The following is a 23,106-nucleotide window of genomic DNA, read 5'->3' as shown; positions in this document are numbered from 1 at the left end:
CGCCAGTTTAACGATAATGCTGCGATGCACAATAGACCGTTGCGGCGCGCAGCTGCGGTCGCCACATCGTAGCTGCGCGCGCGCAGCGGATCCAAGACCCCGAATTCCGGTGTGCGACCACCGATCAGGCGCCACGCCTTCACCAGCCAGACGTCATCTCAGTCCGTCGGCCGGCGTGCTGGTGGCGCGACTTTCGGCGTATTGCGAGGACGTGCTGCAGCGCGCTATCACGTCTCCGTGATGGGAGGGCGCGGCGTGCCGGACCGCTTGGGAGAGATCGCGCTGATCGTGGCGCTCGCGGGTGCCACGCTATTTCTTTACGTTGCCATCTGGCAGCGCCTTCTGGGCTAGGCCTTCCCGTGCGAGCGAGTTCATTCGGCGGGATCGCAACTCCTCTCCGCCAAGGCGCCGAACCATCAAGCATGAGCTCTGCGATAATCGGCATTGCGTAGCCAACAAATGGTTGCGTTGCCTATGATCAATACGTTAGCGTTGCAACGCCAGCAGCGGAGATTGCGGAGAGGAGGTGTAGAATGCAGCGCGTGTCCTATGCGCAGACCGGCCAGGATGTTTTGACCGAGTATCTGCTTAGGAAGCACCGCCGAATTCCTCACGATAAAGACTATAAAGGTACTTACGTCGACGTCGGCGCCTGTTATCCGGTTCGTGTTTCGAATACATACTACTTCTATCAGCGAGGGTGGGACGGGATTTGCATCGACGCAAATCCGGACACCGCAGACGAATTCGCGGAGAAGCGGCCTCGAGATCACTTCGATGCCGTTGCCATCAGCGATCAAGAAGCCGAGCTGCCGTTCTATATATTCCGCAATCCGCAGCTCAACTGCTTCGATCCGAACCGCAAGCGGCGCATGGCCGAGCACTTTGTCAAGGAAGTCACGGTCCGCTCGCGCCCGTTGTCGTCCGTCATCGCCGATAGCCCTCTCCACGACAGGCCGATCGATTTCATGTCCATCGATACCGAAGGCCATGAGCTGAACGTGTTACGCTCGCTCGATTTCGACCGGCATGCCCCCAAGCTCGTGGTGCTCGAGTGCATCGCGGACGTGGGAAAGGCGCCGGGGCTGGCGCATATCAAGTATCTCGTCGACAAAGGCTACAAGCTGATCGCCCACACGGGGCACGACGCCTTCATGCTGCGAGAGCTGGACAGCTGACATCGACGATGACCGGGGCGGCGACGCCCGTCGACGCTTAGTCCGCCAAGATTATCGAAGGACGATCTGAAGACGCCCCCCGCGCTTGTCCGCAGCAGGCGATCAGCCGGCGAAGGCGGGCGGCGTACAACAAGGGCCACCCCACTCACCACCAGGACGCAAAATCCCCCGCCCGCTTGCGCGGACGGGGGAAGTCTGGAAGTCACGCCGGTGACCCGGCACGCGCGGGGTCTTGCGCGAAGGCCTACACTCTGCCTCGGGAATGTCACGACCGCATGACGCGGCGGCAGCAGCGCCGCCGCAGGCAGAACCGCTGCTCATCTCATCCGATCACACCCTGCTGGTGGCAAGCGCGCTGGTGCAGGCCGCGCCTTGGTCAGCGGAGCGACCGCCACCCGCTGTGGCCGTCGGCTCCCGGGTAAGGCACGGCGCCCTCGGGCCAGTTCAGCTGGTTTTCCAATCGTCGCTGACCGCGTCGGCCCGCGTTGCCATCGTCTGACCCCCAGCGCCATGCGGTCAGGCTCCGCCATGTTTATGCCCGCGCCAGGCGGCGGACAAATGACCTAAGGCGGATCTGCGTATCGCAGCGGAACTCCGCCAGCGGCCGAGCCGTTCCTGAACACGAGATCAGGACGGAGGAGGCTTCGATGCCGAGAGGTGACAAGTCCAAGTATACCGACAAGCAGGAGCGCAAGGCCGAGCATATCGCCGAGAGCTACGAGGATCACGGCGTGCCGGATAAGGAGGCGGAACGCCGTGCCTGGGCCACCGTGAACAAGGATGACGGGGGCGGCAAGAAATCGGGATCAGGCCGCGGCAAGCATACGGGCCACCCGGCGGCGCACCGCGGTGGCGAGGCCTCAGCGCACCGTTCCGCAGCCGATCGTTCCGCATCGGCGAAGAAAGCTGCCGCCACGCGCAAACGTAACGCCGAGCATCACGCCCACCGTTGATCGGGCCCAGGGCAGGACACAAGCACGAGCCATCGCGACCGGAAACAAGTCTTCCCTTTCGTGAGGTCCGCTGCCCTCGACACCCTGAGCGGGTCCCCCCTGCCAAGGGCGCGCTTTCGACAGGCCCATACCGGTTGCGGCAACGCCCGACCTTTTCCGCACCTGCAGGGGTTTCTAGACCATGTTGCGTAATAAGGCTCTCGTCGTGGACGACGAAGCGATGATCAGGATGCTAGCGGCCGAGGCTGTACTGGAAGCCGGCCTGGAGGTGATCGAATGTGGAAACGCCGACGGCGCCCTGGACTATCTGTCCAATAGCAGCCGCGCGGACGAGGTCTGCCTCGTGGTGACTGACGTGCGCATGCCCGGCACGCTGAATGGGGTGGAGCTGGCACATTACGTGGCGGAGCATTGCCCCTGGGTCCACATCATCATCACGTCCGGCTGGCACGACGATCTCGGACGTCTGCCGCCCAAGGCCGAGTTCCTGCCCAAACCCTGGCTGATCAACAGGATTACTCAGACTGCGCAACGGGCGCGAGCGGAGTGCTAGATCCGGCCGGTGGCAGGGCTGGGCTTGGGCCATTCTCCGCCGCCCGCTTCTTTGCGCTTCCGCTAATAATGCCGAGTGACGAGAGCGCTTTTCGGCCGAACGGCCCTCGGCGTCACGGGCGGGGAAGGTTGAACGCCTCGGCTAGCGATGGCATACAGGCCCCGGGTGCTTTTCCCTCATCACGAGGAGAGCAGGTTCAGGCGTTGGTCGGGCCGCCGCGCGGAGCGCGCTCATCATGCACCGACGGCCCCTTCGGACTGACCTCCCACGGACGCAGCAACTGGCACAGCGGGCCTTCGCTACGCTGGAGCGCTTCCTGCATATCGAATCCGTCAGCGGCATCACGCTGCTGATCGCGGCGGCGGCGGCCCTGATCTGGGCGAATTCGCCCTTAGCTTACGGCTATCATGCACTTTGGCACCTGCCGGTTTTGATCGGCATCGGCGATTTCGCATTCTCCCAATCCTTGCACTTCTGGATCAACGACGGCCTGATGACCGTCTTCTTTCTGCTGGTCGGCATGGAGATCCGGCGTGAGATCCACGAGGGAGCGCTGAGCAATCTCCAGCAGGCGAGCCTGCCGATCGCGGCCGCCCTGGGCGGGGTCATCGTCCCCGCGCTGATCTATGTCGGCTTCAACGGCGCCCCGGCTCGGCTTCCCGGCTGGGCCATCCCCACGGCGACCGACATCGCCTTCGCCGTCGGCGTGCTGGCCCTGCTCGGCCGGTCGATCCCGGTCAACATTCGCGTTTTTCTGCTGGCCCTGGCGATCATCGACGACGTCATCGCCGTCCTCGTCATCGCATTCGTCTATTCCGGCGGGCTTTCCTACGGGGGCTTCGGGATCGCCGGCGCGGGCATCCTGATGATCCTCGCGCTCCAGCGCGCCGGCATCGGCTCGGCCTATGCCTACGTGCTTCCGGGCGCGGTCATCTGGGCCGGTCTTTGGATGACCGGCGCTCACCCCACGCTCGCCGGCGTCGTGCTCGGGCTGATGACGCCTGTCGTCGCCACCGCGATGCGCGAGCACCCCGTGGACGTGGTGTCCCGCGTCGCGACGGAGCTGCGCAGCGGCGAGGTGAGCAAGGACCCGCACGAGGTGGCGAAACCCCTGCGGCAGCTCCGGCTGGCCAACCGCGAACTGTTGCCGCCGGTGGTGCGGGTGCAGATGGCTCTGCATCCCTGGGTCGCCTATGGCGTAATGCCCCTGTTCGCACTGGCCAACGCTGGTGTCAGTCTCGGCGGCATCGACCTGACGGCCGGGGGCGCGCACCTGGTGACGATCGGCATCGCGCTCGCCCTCATCGCCGGCAAGCCCATCGGTGTGATCAGCGCCACGTGGCTCATGGTGCGCATGGGATGGGGCCGGCTGCCGCCGGGCGCATCATGGGCCGGGATCTGCCTCGTCGGCCTGCTCGCCGGCATCGGCTTCACCATGTCGATCTTCGTCGCCATGCTCGCCTTTGCCGACGAGAACCTGCTGGGCGCGGCCAAGCTCGGCGTCCTCATCGGCTCGGTGGTGGCGGCCTGCCTTGGTCTGTGCTGGGGGGCTGTGTACACGCGGCGGCTGAAGGCGCACGCGCGTCCGTGACGGCTCGCGCAGAGCCAAGCCGCTTCCAAGCGTCACCGGCCTTTTTTAAGCGGCTGCCGCGCTCGCGAGGCCGAGTGCTTCGGCCCGCGCCGCCAGCCTCTCGCGAACGGGCCGCGGCAGCTGCCGCACCGACTTGATGCGCGGCAGCTCGAGTTCCGGCATGTAGGCGCGACTCTCGCCGAACAGCGCCTCGTACTGCGCGTAGTTGTCGAAGCGGCGACGGGTGACGTTGTCGACGAAGGTCTCGGCAGGGGCGCCCTCGGCCAGCACCAGGGCGTGGTCGGCGAGCTCGATATGGTAGTAGGTGAAACGCGCTTCCGGCGTTGCGCCGCGGGTGATGGTGGCGCCGTTGACCAGCGCGCCGGCCTGCACCAGCACGCCCTCCACCAGCAGGGCATGATCGGGCGAGACGTGGAGGTCACGGACAGGCACGCCCTCGGCCAGGGCGCCGGCGGATATGCGGATGGGATGGGTCCGCAGCGGGTCGGCGCAGGCGGTGGCGACGGTCTGCCGGCCGATCCACAGCACGGGGTGGGTTTTGCCCTGCGCGGTCAGCACGATGTCGCCCGCCGTCAGCGTCTCCACTGGCTGCTCGCCCGCCGGCGTGGCGATGCGGGTGCCGCGGCAGAAGCAGGTCACCGTGATGTCGGTGCCGCCGTCCCCGTCGTCGAGCAGCTGGTAGGCGACCCCGCCATAGCTGCCGGCCGGATCGAGCTGCAAGCGGATGGTGCTGCCGTCCTCGACCTGGGTGATCTGCAGGACGTTGCCGGCGAGCAAGGACACCGTGTCGCCGGCGTCGAACTGCACGTTGGCCAGCGTGATGACATCGGCGACATCGTCGAAGTCGTCGATGGTGGCCGCGAAGGCTTGACTGTTGGTGAGCGTGAGGCGGCCGTCGATGACGGCAACGGTCTGCTCGGCGGCGACCGTGCCCAGCGTGACGGCGGCGCCGTCCTCGATCGCGATGGTGCCCGTGCCGGTGAGGGGGCCGGTCAGGTTCGCTTTGCCGCCGGCCACGAGCGTGAAGGTGCCGTTGTTGATGAAGTCTGCGTCGCTGAAGGTACCGGCAGAGCCGACCGTGATGGCGCCCTCGTTGGTGATGTTGGCGTTACTGCCGTCGAAACCGTGGGTGATGTTGACTTGCCCCTGGTTGACGAAACTTCCAAAGAAGCTCGTGAGGCCCGAAACATTAAGAACAGCATTGGCTCCGAATGTGACGACGCTGTCAGAAAAGAAGTACATTCGAGCGGTTCCGGTGTTGAAAATGACGTTGTCGATGGTCTCCGGACCGGGGAAGGTAACAAAATAGCCTCCGCCGCCGGTATTGATGGTGCCGGGCGCCTGACCGTCCACGTCAACCACCGTCAAGCCGTCCACGACGGTCAAGTTGCCCCCGATGGTCAGGTCGCCCTGGTAGGTCATCCCCTGGAACGTTCCGGACCACGCCGACGCACCGCTACCGTCGTCGACGATGGTGCCGTGCGCGATGGTACTGTTGGAGCTATCCAGCCGACCGAAGGCGGCCAGCTCCAGGGTTTCCCCGCCCAACTCGAGCACGCTGCCGGCGACCAGGCCAATCGTCCCCTCGTTTTGCACCCCGGCGAAATCCGCCAGCGTCAGGTCGACGCTGCTGAACTGGAGGGTGGCGCCAGCCGCCACATCGATCGTGCCGGTGTTGGAGAATTCGCCGCCGTTCACAAGGAGAGTGCCGCCGCTCGCCTCGATGTGACCGCCGTTGACCAGACCGGTGGGGTTCACCTGGCCGCCTGATTGGATCGTCAGTGCGCCCGCCGCGCCAATGGCGATCGAGGCGACGGTGCCCACGGAGCCGCTCACGATCGGATTGCCGCTGTCGATGACGACATCATCGCCCGCACCCGGAACCCCCTCCGGCTGCCAGTTCGCCGCCACGTTCCAGTCTCCGCCGCCGCCGGCCCAGTTCTTCGTCGCCATCGAACGCCCCTCAGCTCGCCGTGCCCCGCGAACGGAGCCCCCTTGCGCGCTGCATCATCAAACAGAGGCTCGGCAACAGGCAAGTGACGGAGGGGCCGGCCCCACGAAGACGGCTCCCGGCACCTCGCGATGGCGGCCTTCGCGGCAAATCGCGCCAGCCCTCCAGGGCGATCTCACCGACGGCACGAGGAACCTAAGAGGGGGCGGCGGCGTTGGGTGACCATGCATTCTTCGAGCCCCGGCCCCAAAACCCACATCGTCCTCGTTCTCCGCAAGCCCCCGGGCTTCGGCTATGAGATCAGGCTCTACAGGCGTGCCCTGCCGGTGCAGACCAGCGGGACCTTCGCGACCGAGATCGAGGCGCGCGCCGCCGGGGATGCGGCCCTCTCGGCGCTGCAGCGCGAGCTGGCCATGCCGGACGCACGGTAACGCCAGCGGTAGGCGCTGATCTGCCGAAGATTCCGAGATGCCAACGAACGCGTGGATTGTGGATTGTGGGGGCGCCGCCCATGGCTAATGTCCATCGGATATTGGTGGAAATCGAGGCCGACATCCATGTCGGCGACGTGCAACTCACTCGCCAACGCGAGCTCATCGCCTCACTCGAGCTACTCGGCCGCGCCTCGCCCTTCGCATGCGAGATCCTCAAGGAGCTCGAGGCAATTCAAGCCAAGCAAATTATCCTGCGGGACCGACTGAGGGCGGATCTGGACAGGTCGCGCCCGGCGGTCGGACATGGGCATCCGGCGCCCGATCACCCCGCGGCCAGCGATACGCGCGGGCAGCTCAGCTCGGATGCACAGGCACTCGGGCCGGTTGGGGACAAGCTCTTTTCCCTTGACAGTCCGGACCGAATCTGCTCTATATAACGACGATGAAGATTTGCGCCCGGAGCTATTTCAGCTGCCGGGCGTTTTGATTCCAGGGGGAGAGACGAGGCGAGCCATGCCGGATGCATCTACGCGGTAATTGTTTGCCGATGGAGCGCTCGGCCCTGGAATATGCTCTTGTCGGCCCCATCTCATGGCGTGGAGGAGGAGAGTCCCATGCGCATTCTAGGAACGACGGCTGCAGGTCTGGCTCTTGCGCTGTCCGCCTCGGCCGCCATCGCCCAACCGGCGGCGTGGAACCGGCAGGAGCCCACCCGGTACTCCGACAGTTACCAGCGCACGTACGCCGACGGGCGGATTTGCCAACGGATTTGCCCTGGGGACAACCAGCCGTGCGATCCCATCAACTTCAAGATCGCCGACGCGCGCTGCAACCCCAACTTCCAGGGCCGCTAGGCTTCTGCGACCAGGCGGATCGCCCGATCCGCTGGCGCGCCTTACGGCCGCAGGCCCTCATCCTCGATCTTTGCTGACCAGCTGCAGGGCTGGCGTCGCACCGGCGCCGGCCCTGGTTCGTATCAGACGCCCTCGTTCTTGCGACGCGCCTGATGGCAGCGCCGCGCCGCACAGTCCGCAAAAGCATAGATTCGACCATGCCCGCGCTTCGCAATGCCCGTCACGAGAGCTTCGCTCAAGCGCTGGCGCGGGGAGCGAGTGCGATCGAGGCTTACGCCGAGGCGGGCTACAGCGTGCGGGGACGCCCCGCTGCGATCCTGCGCGCCTCGGATCTGCTGCGTGACGCCGCCATCGCGCGGCGCGCTGCCGAGCTCAGGGACGGGGCTATCGCGCCGGCTGGCGCCGACGCCGCATCGGAGGCCGGAACGCCGGTTACCGTCGACACACTGATCGCCGAAGCCGAGCACGTGCGCCGACTGGCGCTCGAAGCCGGCCGCTTCGCCGATGCGATAGCCGCCATCAAGGAAAAGGGCGTGTTGGCCGGCGTGCGCGTCGACAAGCGGGATGGCGCCACGCCGATCGACCCCAAGACATTGAGCGACGATGAACTCGCCCTTATCGCCCGCGGCGGCGGCGGCGGAGCTGTTGCGCCGCCGCCTGGCCAGGAGGTCCCTGACTGAGTGGTGCCGGGCGTGCGGCTTCGCGCCCGCCGCGCATCACCGGCTGATCATCGCGGAGCTGGAGCGTGTGGCGCGAGGCGAGACCGACCGGCTGGCGCTGTTCCTGCCGCCGGGATCGGCGAAGAGCACCTATGCCAGCGTGCTGTTCCCGCCGTGGTACCTGGCCCGCGAGCCCTCGCGGGCGGTGATCGTCGGATCGCACACAGCCGAGCTGGCCGAGCGCTGGGGCCGCAAGGTGCGCAACCTGGTGGCGCGGCACGGGCCGCTGCTCGGCTACGGCGTCGCCCGTGACAACCGGGCCGCGGGGCGCTGGGAGACCACGGGCGGTGGTGAATACTACGCAGCCGGCGTGGGCGGCGCGATCACCGGCCGCCGGGCCGATCTCGCCATCATCGACGACCCGCTGCGCGGCCGTGAGGACGCCGACAGCCGCGCCGTCCGCGACGCCCAGTGGGACTGGTACAAGTTCGACGTGATGACCCGGCTCAAGCCGGGCGCCGCCGTGGTTCTGATCCAGACACGCTGGCACGAGGACGACCTGGCGGGCCGCATCCTGGCGGAAGAGGGCGGCCGCTGGCGCGTGCTGGCGCTCGCCATGGAGGCGCTTGCGGGTGATCCCCTGGGTCGCGGCGTGGGCGAGCCGCTGTGGCCCGAATGGTTTACCGACGTGATGCGACGCGATGCCAAGCGCGAGCCGCGCCTGTGGTCGGCGCTCTATCAGCAGCAGCCGACCCCCGACGAGGGGGCCTTCTTCAAGCTGGACATGTTCGGCACCGCGCCGCCGCCGGCACGAGCCGAAATGCGCATCTACGGGGCCTCGGACTACGCCGTGACGGCGGACGGCGGCGACTACACCGTCCACGTGGTGGTCGGCCTCGATTCCAGAGGGCGCATGCACTTGCTCGACGTCTGGCGTCGGCAGGCGGCCTCCGACGAGTGGGTGGAAGCCTGGTGCGACCTGGTGCTGAAGTGGAAGCCCATGGCCTGGGCCGAGGAGACCGGCCAGATCAAGGCCGGGGTCGGCCCCTTCCTCGACGGGCGGGCGCGCGAGCGCAAGGCCTATTGCTATCGCCAACAGTTTCCGACGCGCGGCGACAAGGCGGTGCGGGCCCAATCCATCCGCGGCCGCATGGCCATGGACGGATTGCTCATCGATGCGGCGGCGCCCTGGCGGGCGGACCTGGTCGGCGAATGCCTGCGCTTCCCGGCCGGTGTCAACGACGATCAGGTCGACGCACTCGGGCTCGTCGGCCAGTTGCTCGACCAGATGACGAATGGACCGCCGGTCAAACCCGGCGCGGCTCAGCGGACGGACCCGGGCTACGGGCCGCGGCCCTCGACCGGGTCCACTGACATTGGGATCATCTGATGGACATCGCCGAGGATCTCCGCACGCCTGCGGCCGCAGCGCCCCAGGAAGACCTTGCGCCGCTCGAGCGCCTGCGCTCGCAGTTCCAGGATTACGTGGGCCTCAAGGCAGACGAGACGAAGGAGCAGCGCCAGGCACGGCTGTACTATCACGGATCGCAATGGAGCGCCGAGCAACTGCGCGAGCTCAGGAAGCGCAAGCAGCCGCCGACGACCACGCCCGCGTTCGCGCGCAAGATCAACGGCTTCGTCGGCCTGGTCGAGCGCCTGCGCCAGGACCCCAAGGCCTATCCGCGCACGCCCGACCACGATGCGGGCGCCGAGCTGAGCACCGCGGCGCTGCGCTACGCGCTCGACGCGCAGGAATGGCCGTCGCGGTCCCCCCTGATCTCCTGCAACGGTGCCGTCGACGGCATCGGCGGGCTCGAGCTGAGCCTGACCGCGGGCGACGGCGGCGTGCCCGGCGACTTCGACATCGAGATCGACGTTGTCGATCCCGAGACGTTCTTCTACGACCCGCGTTCGTTCCGTCCCGATTTCTCCGACGCCCGCTACATGGGCGTGTCGAAGTGGATGGACGCAGACAGCGCGGCCGAGCTGTTTCCCGAGCACGCGGACGCGCTGCGGGCGCTCTCGGCTGCCTCCGGCTCCGAGTTCGCGATCGAGTCCGAGCGCGAGATCAAGTGGGTGAATACCCGCGAGCGGCAAGTCCGCGTTGTCGAGCACTGGTATCGGCAAGGCACCCGGCGCTGGTGCTATTGCTTCTATACCGGCAATCTGAAGCTCGCTGAGGGCCGCTCCTTCCTGCGCGACGAGAAGGGCCGTGACCAGTGCCGCTTCATCATGTGGAGTGCCTTCGTCGACCAGGACGGCGACCGCTACGGCTTCTTCCGCCACATGAAGTCGCTGGTGGACGAGATCAACCACCGCAACTCCAAGGCCCTGCACCTGCTCAACATGCGCCGCATCAAGGCACCGCGCGGAGCCTTCGACGACATCGAGCTCGCCCGCCGTGAGAGCGTCAGGCCCGACGGTGTCATCGAGTACAACCCGGGCATCGGCCCGGTGGAGTTCGACGACGCCAAGACCCTCGCCGACATGCGCGGCCAGCTCCAGATGCAGGACCGCGCCAGGACGGAACTGGAGAATTTCGGACCCAATCCGGCGTTGGTGGGGCAGGGGGTGGAAGCCAGATCGGGCCGTGCCATCGCGCTGCTCCAGCAGGCCGGCATGGCGGAGCTCGGGCCGTTCATCATCGCCTACCGCGGCTGGAAGATCCGAGTCTACCGGGCCGTGTGGAACGCCATCCGGCAGCACTGGACGGCGCAGCGATGGATTCGCGTCACCGACGACGGCGGCCTGATGCAGCAGGTCGAGGTCAACGGCCGGCAAGTCGACCCGGTGACCGGGCAAATGCAGATCGTCAACAGCCTGGGGGCCCTCGACGTCGACATCATCATCGACGAGGGGCCTGACGCGGTGAACATGCAGGCCGACGCGCTCGACGTGCTGCAGGCGGCGGCGGCACAGGGCCAGCAGATTCCGCCGCAGATCATGATCGAGCTGCTGCCGCTGCCAGACAGCCTGAAGAAGAAGCTGCTCGGGCTGCTGCAGCAGGCCCAGCACCCGGCGCCCGTGGCGGCGCAGGCCCAGCAGATCCAGCTGGCCGGGGCGGCGGCGCAGGTCGACGAGCGGCGAGCCAGCGCCGAGCTGAAGCAGGCCCAGGCGCAGAAGGCCGCACGCGAGGCTGCGCTCGCGCCGCCGGCACCGTGAATGTGACCCTTTGAGCGGGTGGATGGTCGGGGCAAGCCCGACCATGACGGGGTGGGGAACGGAAAGCTTTTTATTCTCAACGTCATGGTTGGGCTTGACCGCCGATCCATCGCCTGGAGAGCCCGCCACCAGCTCTCGTCCGCGCCACGACACGGCGCCCACGCGCATCGCCCCGGCGAGACAGGGGCTCACGTTGCCGCCCGACACGCGGAAAGGACCACCCATGAGCATCGAACCCGCCGCCGTCGGCATGGCCGACGCGGACCTGATGGCGCATGCCCTGGCCGATGATGAGCCGGCCAGGGAGCTTGCCGGCGCGACCACGCCCGATGGCGGTGCGTGGCCGCCCGATCCCTCCGCCGCCGGGCCGGGCGAGGGGCCCGCGCAGTGGCTCCGCGAAGTCGCCGAGGCGCACCGGCAGGCGGAGGAGAGGGCCTATCACCTGGAGGTGCAGAACCGCGCCCTCATGGAGATGATGCAGCGCGCCCAGCCGCAGGCCGCAGCGCAGCCGCCGGATCAGCAGGGCACCGGCGCGGGCGCCGATGCGGCGCCGGCGCCGCCGAACGACCCGGAGGGGGGCGTCGGCAGCCAGCTCGGCGGGGTGGTCGACGCCCTGCTGCAGCAGCGCGAATACTATTCGCGCCGCGATGCCGAGCGGACGCACGGCGGCGACAAGGTGTCCCAGGCCTACGAGGCCTTGCAGCAGATGATCGGCGCCGGCGCCATGGACGGGCCGGCCGTGGTCTCGGCGCTGCGCCAGTCGATGGACCCCTATGGGGAGATCATGGACTGGTACGAGGAGCATCTGGAACACGCCGACCCGGAGCTGGCCGAACAGCGGGCCATGGAACGGCTGCTCGCCGATCCGGCCCGCCGCGAGCGCCTGATGGCGTTGCTCGGCGGAGCGACCCCCGGAGCGGCCCCCGCCGGCGCCAATTCCGTCGTCAAGCTGCCGCCGTCGCTCAACCGCGCCACCTCGGCCTCGTCCGACCGGGCGGGCAGCGGCGGCGACATGAGCGATGCGGCGCTCTTCGCCTACGCCACCCAGAGCTGACCACACCGCCGGGCCACGCGGCAACCGCTGCGCAAGCGGCGCCAGCCTGGCGGGGCGGTTTCACCAACCACGAGAGGATGATCGAACATGGCCGTCACGGCTGTTCAGGACAACAACAAGCTTGTCCAGTATACCAAGCAGATCAATCGCGAATACGTGCGCGAGAACCTGTTCTCGCCGTACATGTCCGCCGACCTCAATGCTATCATCCGGCTGCGCATGGAGTTGAAGAACGGCGGCGAGCAGATGAACATTCCGTTCGTCACCCGCCTCAACGGCAAGGGCCGCGGCACCGGCACGCTGGTCGGCAACGAGGAGAAGATCGACAACTACGGCATGCGCGTATGGCTCGACTGGGCCCGCCATGCGGTGGTGACCAACAAGGCGGAGAAGCACAAGGACAGCGCCGACATCTTCGGCGAGGCCCGGCCACTGCTCAGCGACTGGGGCAAGGAGCTCCAGCGCGACGAGCTGATCGAGGCGCTGCTGGCGCTGCCGAGCGAAAGCTCGCCCACCAACCTGGGCACCGACGACGGCGACCGCGTCAACGGCCTGCGTTACGAGTTGGCGTCGGCGGCGCAGCGCAACGCCTGGAACGCGGCGAACGCCGACCGCGTGCTCTACGGCAACGCCGTGGGCAACTACAACGCCACGCACGCGACCGCGCTCGCCAACGTCGATGGCGCCAGCGACAAGCTGGGCTCGACCTCGATCTCCCTGATGAAGCGCGTGGCCAAGACCGCCTCACCCAAGATCAGGCCCTACAAGCTCACCGACGGGCGCGAATACTTCGTGGCGTTTGCCGGCTCGTTCACCTTCCGCGACCTCAAGATCAGCCTGGACGGCGTCAACCGCGACGCCCGGCCCCGCGAAGGCGACGGCATGGAGAAGAACCCGATCTTCCAGGACGGCGACCTCATCCACGACGGCGTCATCATCCGCGAGGTGCCGGAGATCTCGTCCATGGTGAGCGACAGATGGACCTCGCTGCTGACGGCGGGTGCGGCCTCCGCCCGGGTCGAGCCGGTGTTCTTCTGCGGCCAGCAGGCGGCGGTGTTCGCCTGGGGCCAGATGGCCAAGCCCACGTTCCGCAAGGAGGATGACTACGGCTTCGTCGACGGCGTCGGCACCGAGATGGCCTATGGCGTGTCGAAGATGTTCAAGAAGCCGCAGGGCGGCACCAGCCTGGTGCAGTGGGGCCTGCTGACCGGCTTCTTCTCCGGCGCCGCCGACGCGTGATCCTCGGGTCAAGCCCGAGGACGAGCCCTCGGGGCAGGCCCGATGATGCCGGCCGGCCCGACAGCCGGCCGCTCCGCTCCCCCCAACCCAGAAGGATCCTGGCCATGGCCGCAAGGACCGTGCCGGCGCGCGACGTCGGCTATAGCGTCAAGCAATGTCTCGCCAAGCGCATCGGCTTCGGCGACGGCGCCACGGGCGTCGTGACCGTGGGCGTGCTGCCACCGAAGGCGTTGGTGACCGCCGTCAGCGTGGCGATTACCACGGCGTTCAACGCCGGCACGACGAACACGCTCAACCTCGGCACGGCGGCCGACGCGGACGGCTTCGCCAGCGCGATTCCCACCGGCACCGCCGGCCTGATCGCGGCCGACGATCTGGCGACGTCCGACGACCTCTACGCGACGGCCGAGGTGACGGTGACGGCGACGCATGCCCAATCCGGCACCGCCGCGACGGTGGGCGCCGGCATCGTCTGCGTCGAGTATGTGGTGGTAGGCTGATGCCCTTCGGCTACGACGATGTGGCCGCAGCCGCGCTGCGGGACCTCCTGGTCCTGGATGCCGCGGACACGCCCGCGCACGAGGACATGGCCGTCGCGACCGCTCGTGCCGGGACGGTCGCGGCGGAGCTGGTGGCCCGGCGCATCTGGGCCGCCGGCGACCCCGACGCGATCGGCGACGATTGCTTCGAGCCGTTCGTCGCCGTCGTCGTCGAGCATCTGCGGGCGCAGTTCGGCGGCCAGGACAATCCGCAGGCCCGTGCGGACGCCGAGGGCCGGCTGGCGCGCATCGACCGCCTGTCGCGCGGCGGAACGCCGGGCCTCGCCGCAGCGGTGCTGGAGCGCCTGGAGAGCCTCGGCCTGTCCACCGAGGCGCTCGACGCGACGGCCATCGGCGCCATCGTCCCACAGGTGCTTGCCGACCTCGCCGCCCGGCGCATCGCCGCCATAGCCGCGGAAGGCGCGATGTCGGCGGCGCAGCGGCCGCACATCGTCACGCTGGTCGCCGCCCGCGCGCAGCCCAAGGCCTATGACGCGGCGGCGATCGCCCTGGTCGAGGGGCAGCTGGCGGAGCTGACGCGGCGCGACCGCACGCCGGCCTCCGGCCTCGCCAAGGCGGTGCTGGAGCGGCTGGACGCGGCCGGCGCCGGCACCGCCGCGATCGACTACGCCGCCGTAGCCGGGGCCGTCCAGGGCGTGCTGGATGAGCTGGCGGCCCGCCGCATCGTGGCGATCGCCGACGAGGCGGCGGTGAGCGGCGCGCAGACCCCGGCGCTGGTGACGCTGATTGCGGCGCGCATGCTGCCCAGGGCAGTCGATCCGGCCGCGGTGCAGGCCGCCGAGCAGGCGCTGTCCGACATCGCGCGGCTCGATCGCTCGGTCGCCACGGCGCTGGTGCGGGGCATCCTGGGCCGGCTGCGGCTGAGCTATCCGCAGGCGCTGGCGGTGGCCGATGCGCAGTTCGTGGCCGATGCGATGCAGGACATCCTCGACGATCTGAGCGCCCGGCTCGAGAACGTCTACATCCCCGATGTGGACAGTGTGCCGCAGGGTTGGACGGCAGAGCTCACGCGGTTCGCCGCGGCCTCGATCGCCGGCGACCGCGACGGGATGGCCGCGAGCGAGCGGCAATTCAAGCTGATGGCCGCCAAGGCGCCGAGCCTCCTGCCTCTGGAGGACCCGGACGGCGACCGGGCGGATCCGGGCGGCCACTTCTGGGACTATCGCTGATGGCCGCGCTTCCCATCCCGCGCAGCTCGACGCCCGGCAGCCGCCCGGGCGAAGGGCAGGGGCGCCTGATCAACTGCTACTCGGTGCGCGAGGGCGACGTCGACGTCGTTCGCCGCTGCCCCGGGCTGCTGAGCGTGTTCGCCACGACCGGCACGGGCCTGCGCGGCATGATCGAGGCGAACTTCGGCTTCTACGCCGTGTTTGGCGACAAGGTCGCCTACATCAGCTATCCCGGCCCGACGGTGGCCTATCTCGCCGGCACGATCCCCGGCACCGATCCGGTGACGCTGGCCATCAACAACCGCACGCCGGCGGCCGATGTGGTGGCGGTGCGGCGCGACGGCGGCGCCTACGTGCTCACGCCGACGGCGGTGAGCCCCTACCCGCTGACGCAGACGGCGGAGATCACGGCCTCGATCACCGGGACGACCTTGGACGTGACCTTCCTGGCCACCGGCGCGCTCGCCGTGGGTGACGGCATCGTCGGCCCGGGCGTCGCCGCCAACACCTTCATCACGGCGCTGGGCACCGGCACTGGCGGCACCGGCGCCTATACCGTCGGCATCGCGCAGAGCGCGGGCTCTGCCGGCATGGCCGGCTACCGCAGCATCCTGCCGGCGAACGTCAACTCGGTCGCCTTCCTCGACGGCTATTTCCTCTTCACGGTGCCGGACGGCCGCATCTATGCCAGCGCGCTCAACAGCACGGACATCGACGCGCTGTCGTTCGCCACCGCGGAGTCGCGGGCCGACGGCCTGCGGCGCGGCATCGTCTGCGGCGCGCTGTTCTATGCCATGGGCGGCTCGACCATCGAGCCCTGGCAGAACGTGGGATCCAGCCCGTTCCCGCTGCAGCGGGCGCAGACCATCCTGCCGACCGGCATCCGCGCCACCATGGCCGCGGCCGGCGACGGCCCCGGCTGGGACCACGGCCTCATCTTCGTCGCCGCCGACGGCAGCGTGCGCACGCTCGACGGCTATTCCGACGCGGTGATCTCCACCCCGGACGTGGAGCGCTTCATCGCCGCCTCGGTGCCGGCCGAGCTCGACATGATGGCGCACATCGCCCGCGGCCGGCCGCTCGTGACCGTGTCCAGCCCGCTCGGCAGCTGGGCCTACGACGTGCGCGGCCGGGCCTGGCACGAGCGGGTGAGCGCCGGCCTGGCGCGGTGGCGCGCCGGCGGCGCGCTGTTCACCTCATCGGGCGCCTGGCTGCTCGGCGACCGGCTGAGCGGCCACATCCTGGCGCCGGCCGGCGACTTCCGCGAGGCGGGCGCGGCCATGACCGTGGTGATCGAAAGCGGCCCGCTGAAGGACTATCCCGCCCGCCTCGCCATCCCGAGCCTGTTCGCCGACTTTACCGCGGCGGATGCAGGCCAAATCGACGTCTCCTGGTCGCACGACGGCGGCAAGACCTTCTCGGCGCCGCTCAGCCGCTCGCTGGCCATGGCCGATCGCGTGCCCGTGCGCGTCAATCGCCTGGGCCTGTCGACGCACCACGGCCTGCGCGCGCGGCTCGCCAGCTCATCGGACGCCGACTTCGCCTTCATGGGCGCCGGCGTGCCCGACCCGCAGGTGCGGCCGCGCGCCCGCGCCGCCGCGGGGCAATAGCCATGGGCGACCTTCCGCCCGCCATCGACCCCACCGCCTCGCCGGCGGTGATGCCGGTGAGCGTCGCCCGCGTCGACCCGGCCACGGGCAGGCCGACGCAGGCGCTGCTGAACTGGGAGCAGGCGCTCCGCAACTACACCGTCAAGACCGTCGTCGATCTCCAGACCAGGATCACGACGGTGAGCGAGGAGAGCGGCGACAGCGCGGCCAAGGCCGAGGAGCTGATCAAGGCCGTCACCGGCGAGGACGGCGCCTATTCCGCCTACATCCTCGCCCTGCGGGCCGCCACCGATGGCAATACGGCGGCGGCCGACGAGATCATCGAGAGCATCACCACCACGACCGGCGCCTACTCGGGCCGCCTCAACACGGTGGAGGCGACGGCCAACGGCGGCACCGCCCACGGCCAGGTCTACCTGGTGGCCCAGGCGGCGCCGGCGGGCTGGACGGCGGCCTACGGCGTGGAGCTGACCGCCCCCGGCCTCTACGCCGGCATGCAGATCCTGGTGGACACCCCGACCGGCACGGCTGCCATCTCGCTCACGGCCAACCAGCTGTTGATGACCGACCCTTCATGGAACGGGGGCGAGCCGGGCAACGTGTTCCAATACGCCGGCGGGGTCTTCCGCTTCCTGGTGCCGGTGCGCGTGGGGAACCAGGAGATCGAGGACCACGCCGTCACCAACTCCGATGCCGACAGCGGCGCCTCGCCCCAATCCGTGACCCTCGACATCCGCGGGACGACCTCGCGCATCTGCATCATCGGCACGTTCGACGGATCGCCCTCGGCCGGCCTCGGCTTTTCGACGCTCAACATTCTGCGGCTGCGCATCAGGGACACGGCGGGCACGGCGGTGAAGGATGTGCCGCTGGTCACGACAGTGACCAATGTCAGCGGAACGAACTACGCCAACTACTACCCGACGCCGATCATCTATTACGCCGAAGGGCTGGCGGCGGGACACCACACCTACACGATCGAACTCTATGCATCCACGGGGACGATACCCTTGGGGCTGACGACGGATTGTTCGATCATCGGCATCGAGCTTTCGAGGTAAACCATGGCATCTGCTTTTTCCGGCTCGGGCGGCCGCAACGCGGCCATCTGGGGCGCGCAACAGGCTGTGCAGAACGCGCAGCTGATCCAGAACCTGCTCGGCGAGGCCAAGGGCGCGGCGCTGGACGCCATCGCGAGCGCCCAGCCGCAGACCCTTTCGGCGCTCGACCAAGGCTACGCCGCCGGCCGCGGCGCCTATCAGGGCGCGCTCGACCGCTATCAGCCCTGGACCGCCGCCGGCGCCAGGGCGCTGGACCTCTACGGCGACAGCCTCGGCCTCGACGGCGCCGGGGGCAACGCCGGCGCCGTGGCGGCATTCCAGGCTTCTCCCGGCTATCGCTACCAGGTGGACCAGGCCACCGACGCCGTGGCGCGCAAGAACAGCGCCCTGGGCATCCTGGGCTCGGGCAACACCCAGCAGGCCATTGCCGACCGGGCCCGCCAGCTGGCCAACCAGGACTACGGCAGCTGGCAGAGCCAGCTCGGCGGCCTGGCCAACACCGGCTTCCAGGCGGCCGGCGCCCAGGCCGGCCTGCAGAAGGGCATCGGCGATCTCGACGTGGGCCGCGGCCGCGACATCGCCAACATCTACGCGGCGGACGCCGGGCGGCGCGCGAACACCATCAACACCTACGCACAGCTTGGCGCCAACAACCTGTCGGGCATGGGCCAGAGCATCCTCGGCCTCGGCACCAAGGCCTTCACGGCCGGCGACGACGCCAGCGCCAACCGCCTCAACTTCGGGCTGAACACGGCCGGCACGCTGATCAACGCCCTGAAGCTGATCCCCGGCGTCGGCGGCACCGGAGGCAAATGAGCCATGACGGTCTATGATTTTTGAGTGGAGCGCCCTCCAGATGCGCACTGCGCCGGCGTTGATGCCAACCGCCCTGGCAATCAATTCTGCCCCTCAATTAGTTGCCTCACCCAACGGTCGACTCGCATCAGAACCACCACGCGCCCCGCCACCGCGGGTCCGAGCGGCTCTATCCGGGAGGGTCGGGTCTCGTCGCGCAAGAGCCAGGTGACGCCAGCCGTCAAGAACCGTTCCTGCCGGGGCCAGACGCAGGTTATCGATCTGCCGGTCTAGGGTATGAACTTGTTGGTGCCGATGCCGCCCGATCTCAGCCGCACGGTCATCGTCTGGCGGGAATGATTCTGGGCGCCGTCGGCGGTTCCTAGCCAGCGCCTCGGAGCTGGCGATCAGATGGCGTGAGGCAGACGGTTGATTTGGGCCAATGGCAGGAAAATTACCTAACAAAATATATCTATTCGGCAAGTCAGGCCTCGTTTCAGCTTCAAGGGCGCGCCCAGCCTGTTAGATGCTCCAGCACGTCGAGACCGCTGAACCGGCAGTTCAATTGCTAACTTAGAGGCTGTTATGAACTAGCTGCTATGTGAGCGGCGTTTTTGAGCATGATGCAAACGAATGCGATGAGACGCAGGTGTGCCAGAGTTTCGGCACATCGCTCGTAGTCCTTGACGAGGCGTCGGAAGCGCGTGGCCCATGCAAACGATCGCTCGACCACCCATAGGCGGGGCAGAAACACGAAGCCGCGCTTGGCCTGGGGCAGTTTCACGACTTCCAGTTCGATCCCGTGTGCGCAGCCCGCTCTCCCGTATAGCCTTGATCGGCGATGTCCACGCTCTCGTCGGTCGCCGCCTTGATGGCCTCGGCCATGCGGCCGACCTGCGACCGGTCGTCGTCGCTGGCCGGCGTGACGTGGAGCGCCAGCATGTGGCCGAGGGTGTCCACGGCCATGTGGAGCTTAGAACCCTTCTTGCGCTTGGCGCCGTCGTATCCGGCCCGCGCGTCGCTCTCTGGCGTGGAGCGCAGCGTGCGGCTGTCGATGAAGGCGGCGCTCGGCTGGGCCGGCCGCCGGGCGGCCAAGCGCAGCACGGTGCGCAGATCTTCGACCAGCGCCACGAAGCATCCGGCCTGAAGCCAGCGCTGGGCTTGTTGATAGACAATCTCCCAAGGCGGCAGATCGTTGGGCATCCAACGCCAGGGCGCCCCGGCCTTTACGATGTAGCGCAGGCCGTTGAACACCTCGCGCAGCGAATGGCAGCGCTGACCGCTCTCCTCCGGCAGCAAGGTGAGATACGCCGCAAGCAGCGCCCATTCATCGTCCGAAACGTCGGACGGATAAGGTTTGCAAGGCCGTAGTGGGAGGGCTGTGCAGCACGTCGTCCGGGAACATCGGTGCACACCTCCTGTTCCTTCCAGAATATTCGAAAAATATAAATCTCATCTGGCACGCTTTCGCATAGTTAAAATTCATGCAGCGAGGCTCGAGGCATGATTTGCGAAGCAACTGACAGAGCATGCGTCACAACCCTCCCCAGTATGCTCCACCGGAGTGCGGCGCATGCCTGGATATGCGTAAACCCTACGTGGAACGCTCGAGCTAAAGATCTCGGTCAACTCAGTGCGCCGACGGGGCCTTTAGGGACCCAATCAATCTCCCCCCAACGCAGATGATGCAAGAACCATGACCTACCGCACATCTTATCTGCTCCAGCGCAGCCTCGAGAACCCGGCCTTAAGGTACGACCTGCGGCAGGATGTGGTCTCTGGCGAAGACGGCATTCCGCGTGATAGCGATACGGGTGCTGCCGTACCCGCGCTACGACGGACTCCGATGCAGCGCCTCACGGCCGCCGTCCAACCTCAGCTTGGCACGATCGGCTCGACGGGCCGACAGCAGCTGTCGACACCATTCGCGGGGGCCGCGTCAGCAAGATTGAAACAGCTAACTGGGCGCTCGCGAGCAGGCTCGGATCCACTAGGACGTAGCCCGGCACCGAACGGCGCGTGGCACGACGGAGCACCCAGAAAACTTCTTGCACAACTCACTGGACCGGCCCGTGTTGATCGCACCCCGTTTTCGATGGTCGAAAGATCTGGCCGCACATCGCTCGCCATACTCCCAGAATTTTCTCAAGCGGAGACGAGCAAACCACTCGTTATGACAAGCGTACCTCCCGCGGCGGAGAAGACATCATTGTTCGGAAAAGCATATCACGTTTACAAGCTGGGATCGGCCGCCGCAAAGGTAGCGCCAATGGCCGTGGACGCAGCGTGGAGCATGCTTGCTCGGCCAACGGATGCGCGCGCTCCCAAGCCTAGCCCGTCACGCACACCGTATTATGTCGAGCCGACCTTGATGGACAAGCTGGCATATCAACACGGGGCTGAAGGTACAGCTGGAATGGGCTTGAATATACCGCAAGACATAGAACTGCAACAGCGCGACGATGGTGCATACTTGGTCTACAAGGGGACCGACGAGCAGGTTCCTATCGTCCGTCGAAGTGCCGTTCTCCCTTGGTCGTGGACTCCAGATGGGAGTTGGACTTGGACGATGCCGGCTGCGCTCGACCTTCTGCCTCTGCGCGGGGTGAGGGTTCCCCAGGCGGTCCGGGGCGCTATTGAAGTTGCCCCACTAGCCAAAGGTGCGAGCGAAGCCGCTGCAGCGCGAGGTGTAAGCAAGGGCGGACTTAAATCTAGCTGGGGTGTCGCCAGCTCGGCGCAAAACACCTCACATGCCGCGGCCGCCGTTCCAAAGGCTGGCCAGCTCGAAGAGGCTCTGAAAGGCTCGTTCGCCCGAACCTCGGGAGCCTATGATGAGATCTCCGCCACGGCACCACAGATGGCCGCACGAAATATGATGAGACCTCAGAGCGAGTTCCTTCAAGTCGGTGCGAAGAATAATAGGTGGCAAGATGCGCCATACGGACGATCGGAGTTCCAGCGTGGTGCACAGTCACATGTTGAGGATGCGCATAGCGCCGCCAAGACTGCGCAGCAGGCGATAGAAAAATTTGATCGGGCACCATCGCTAGAGCCGTTGACACTTCGCCGGGGTGCCAAAGATTCGCTCTCAAGCTATAATGTAAAGATATACGATCCACCCCCACTGCCACCACGTCCGTTTGAGCATGACTACACAAGTCTATCTCACGTGGCAAAACGTGGAAAAAAACTTACAGTCGATATGGATGATCGTATCCTATCCGCTAAGTACATTGCCGGTAGACGTCGCTCTGGAGGGGCTGATTTTCCGATTCCCTTCAGTGAGCATAGCAACTTAATAAAGCGCATCATAAATAGTAAACCAAAAGCGGTTTCGCGCGATCGATTGCAGCCAAGGTCCATCGGCGCGTACTATCCCCTCGGACGGCCTGACGGTCCCGCAGTTAGATATCTTCGCGATCTGTCGCCGCGCGCCGCTGAAAGGGTGATCGCGCATGAAATAGGGCATATTATTGATCAGTATAGTGGATACAGAATACGGCAGCCCCATATTGAGATTGAGCTATATCAAAATTATGACAATTTGCTCCTAGGTCGACGCCACCCCTACAATGTTCCCGGTCCGTATATGGGCCCAGAAAGCCGCGGATATACCGCCAAGATGATTTGGCCTGAGCTAGTGGCAGAGGCTATTCGCGCTTACATGACAAATCCGAATTACTTCAAAGCAACTGCGCCAAACGCGGCTGCTGAAATAAGGCAAGCAGTCAATCGCCATCCAAAGTTATCAAAGGTGATCCAGTTTAACACTTCAACGCCAGCCGGATCGATAGCCGGAGCTATTGGCCGCGAGTTCGAACACGGGCCGGCCGGCCAATACAACAACCCTTCCACGCAAACTATACCTTAAGCGCGTTCGTGGCTCGGGCTGTCACCCGCGCCATGCAATTCCAACTCGACGAGATCGCCTGCACCTTCAAACGCAGCTCCCATGCCTTGTTGCTTCTCGATCGAGCCGGCTAGGAGCGTGTCTGGATAATTGTCGGCTATGGGCTGATTGATGTGCTTGGGAGGCGGCAGGCTTTGGTCAGGCTGCCGCTGCCGCCAGCTTCAGGAGATTGTGGGCGGTGCAGATCAGCGCCCATTCGCCTCTGACCTTGGCGAGGCCTCTGAGCAGGAACTGTCGGAAGCCTCTGGCCTGCTTGATCTGGCCGAAGACGGGTTCGACGACCTGCTTTCTGAGGCGATAGCGCGAGCGCCGTCCGGCGCGCTTCAGGCTTTGGGCCATGGCCGTCATCCGGGGCTTGTCCTTGAAGCTCCGT

The 23,106-nt window shown here is 66.9% G+C and carries 20 protein-coding genes and 1 pseudogene; 18 read left to right on the top strand and 3 right to left on the bottom strand.

From position 1 onward, the window contains the following. The first annotated feature begins 533 nt into the window (after positions 1-533). The 4 genes from IEW34_RS08320 (at position 534) to nhaA (ending at position 4,275) form a co-directional block, all read left to right on the top strand. Positions 534-1,178: an FkbM family methyltransferase gene (locus tag IEW34_RS08320; protein ID WP_188608715.1), complete on the top strand. Its 645-nt coding sequence runs from the start codon at positions 534-536 to the stop codon at positions 1,176-1,178. Between the two features lie 647 nt (positions 1,179-1,825). Then, a complete protein-coding gene (locus tag IEW34_RS08315; RefSeq protein WP_188608714.1) occupies positions 1,826-2,131 on the top strand; it encodes a plasmid stabilization protein in 306 nt (101 codons plus the stop codon). 205 nt (positions 2,132-2,336) lie between these two features. Further along, positions 2,337-2,684, top strand: coding sequence for a response regulator (locus IEW34_RS08310; protein ID WP_188608713.1), 348 nt, complete (start codon positions 2,337-2,339; stop codon positions 2,682-2,684). 235 nt (positions 2,685-2,919) lie between these two features. Further along, positions 2,920-4,275: a Na+/H+ antiporter NhaA gene (gene nhaA / locus IEW34_RS08305; protein WP_188608712.1), complete on the top strand. Its 1,356-nt coding sequence runs from the start codon at positions 2,920-2,922 to the stop codon at positions 4,273-4,275. Positions 4,276-4,320: 45 nt separating this feature from the next. Here nhaA and IEW34_RS08300 read toward each other — a convergent pair whose 3' ends face one another. After that, positions 4,321-6,228 (bottom strand): Hint domain-containing protein, encoded by a 1,908-nt coding sequence (locus IEW34_RS08300; RefSeq protein ID WP_188608711.1) that lies wholly within the window; start codon positions 6,226-6,228, stop codon positions 4,321-4,323. 216 nt (positions 6,229-6,444) lie between these two features. Here IEW34_RS08300 and IEW34_RS08295 point away from each other — a divergent pair, with 216 nt between their 5' ends. The 13 genes from IEW34_RS08295 (at position 6,445) to IEW34_RS08235 (ending at position 18,844) form a co-directional block, all read left to right on the top strand. Continuing rightward, positions 6,445-6,657, top strand: a complete 213-nt coding sequence (locus tag IEW34_RS08295; RefSeq protein WP_188608710.1) for a hypothetical protein — start codon at positions 6,445-6,447, stop codon at positions 6,655-6,657. Between the two features lie 80 nt (positions 6,658-6,737). Further along, positions 6,738-7,097, top strand: coding sequence for a hypothetical protein (locus IEW34_RS08290; RefSeq protein WP_188608709.1), 360 nt, complete (start codon positions 6,738-6,740; stop codon positions 7,095-7,097). A 177-nt stretch (positions 7,098-7,274) separates the two neighbouring features. Beyond that, a complete protein-coding gene (locus tag IEW34_RS08285; protein ID WP_188608708.1) occupies positions 7,275-7,514 on the top strand; it encodes a hypothetical protein in 240 nt (79 codons plus the stop codon). Positions 7,515-7,711: 197 nt separating this feature from the next. Then, complete coding sequence (locus tag IEW34_RS08280) at positions 7,712-8,194, top strand: hypothetical protein (protein WP_188608707.1); 483 nt, start codon at positions 7,712-7,714, stop codon at positions 8,192-8,194. Further along, entirely contained in the window at positions 8,118-9,563 is a 1,446-nt protein-coding gene (locus IEW34_RS08275; RefSeq protein WP_188608706.1) for a terminase large subunit domain-containing protein, read from the top strand. The genes IEW34_RS08280 and IEW34_RS08275 overlap by 77 nt, the downstream gene beginning before the upstream one ends. After that, positions 9,563-11,335: a portal protein gene (locus tag IEW34_RS08270; RefSeq protein WP_188608705.1), complete on the top strand. Its 1,773-nt coding sequence runs from the start codon at positions 9,563-9,565 to the stop codon at positions 11,333-11,335. The genes IEW34_RS08275 and IEW34_RS08270 overlap by 1 nt, the downstream gene beginning before the upstream one ends. Before the next feature lie 223 nt (positions 11,336-11,558). After that, positions 11,559-12,389 (top strand): hypothetical protein, encoded by an 831-nt coding sequence (locus tag IEW34_RS08265; RefSeq protein ID WP_188608704.1) that lies wholly within the window; start codon positions 11,559-11,561, stop codon positions 12,387-12,389. 87 nt (positions 12,390-12,476) lie between these two features. After that, complete coding sequence (locus tag IEW34_RS08260; RefSeq protein WP_188608703.1) at positions 12,477-13,628, top strand: phage capsid family protein; 1,152 nt, start codon at positions 12,477-12,479, stop codon at positions 13,626-13,628. Positions 13,629-13,732: 104 nt separating this feature from the next. Next, complete coding sequence (locus IEW34_RS08255; protein ID WP_188608702.1) at positions 13,733-14,128, top strand: hypothetical protein; 396 nt, start codon at positions 13,733-13,735, stop codon at positions 14,126-14,128. Next, positions 14,128-15,357 carry a hypothetical protein gene (locus tag IEW34_RS08250; protein ID WP_188608701.1) on the top strand — a complete coding sequence of 410 codons (1,230 nt, stop codon included), beginning with the start codon at positions 14,128-14,130 and terminating at the stop codon, positions 15,355-15,357. Before IEW34_RS08255 ends, IEW34_RS08250 begins: the two co-directional genes overlap by 1 nt. After that, a complete protein-coding gene (locus IEW34_RS08245) occupies positions 15,357-16,967 on the top strand; it encodes a packaged DNA stabilization protein (protein ID WP_188608700.1) in 1,611 nt (536 codons plus the stop codon). Before IEW34_RS08250 ends, IEW34_RS08245 begins: the two co-directional genes overlap by 1 nt. 2 nt (positions 16,968-16,969) lie before the next feature. Next, positions 16,970-18,028, top strand: coding sequence for a hypothetical protein (locus IEW34_RS08240; RefSeq protein ID WP_188608699.1), 1,059 nt, complete (start codon positions 16,970-16,972; stop codon positions 18,026-18,028). Positions 18,029-18,031: 3 nt separating this feature from the next. Further along, the gene (locus IEW34_RS08235; RefSeq protein ID WP_188608698.1) at positions 18,032-18,844 is read left to right on the top strand and encodes a hypothetical protein; all 813 of its coding nucleotides are present in this window, start codon (positions 18,032-18,034) and stop codon (positions 18,842-18,844) included. 562 nt (positions 18,845-19,406) lie between these two features. Here the strand turns inward: IEW34_RS08235 and IEW34_RS08230 are convergent. Continuing rightward, positions 19,407-20,236, bottom strand: a pseudogene (locus IEW34_RS08230) (IS5 family transposase). Positions 20,237-21,194: 958 nt separating this feature from the next. On the opposite strand from IEW34_RS08230, the gene IEW34_RS08225 reads away from it, so the two are divergent. Next, a complete protein-coding gene (locus IEW34_RS08225; protein ID WP_188608697.1) occupies positions 21,195-22,694 on the top strand; it encodes a hypothetical protein in 1,500 nt (499 codons plus the stop codon). Positions 22,695-22,871: 177 nt separating this feature from the next. On the opposite strand, the gene IEW34_RS30485 is transcribed toward IEW34_RS08225, so the two are convergent. Then, positions 22,872-23,106, bottom strand: a 235-nt coding sequence (locus IEW34_RS30485) for a transposase (RefSeq protein WP_244641875.1), incomplete at its 5' end; no start/stop codon positions are given.

The sequence above is a fragment of the Chelatococcus reniformis genome (assembly GCF_014640075.1).
Classification (GTDB): Bacteria; Pseudomonadota; Alphaproteobacteria; order Rhizobiales; family Beijerinckiaceae; genus Camelimonas; species Camelimonas reniformis.
The sequence above is the reverse complement of the archived record's forward strand: the minus strand, read 5'-3'. Positions and strand labels throughout refer to the sequence as shown.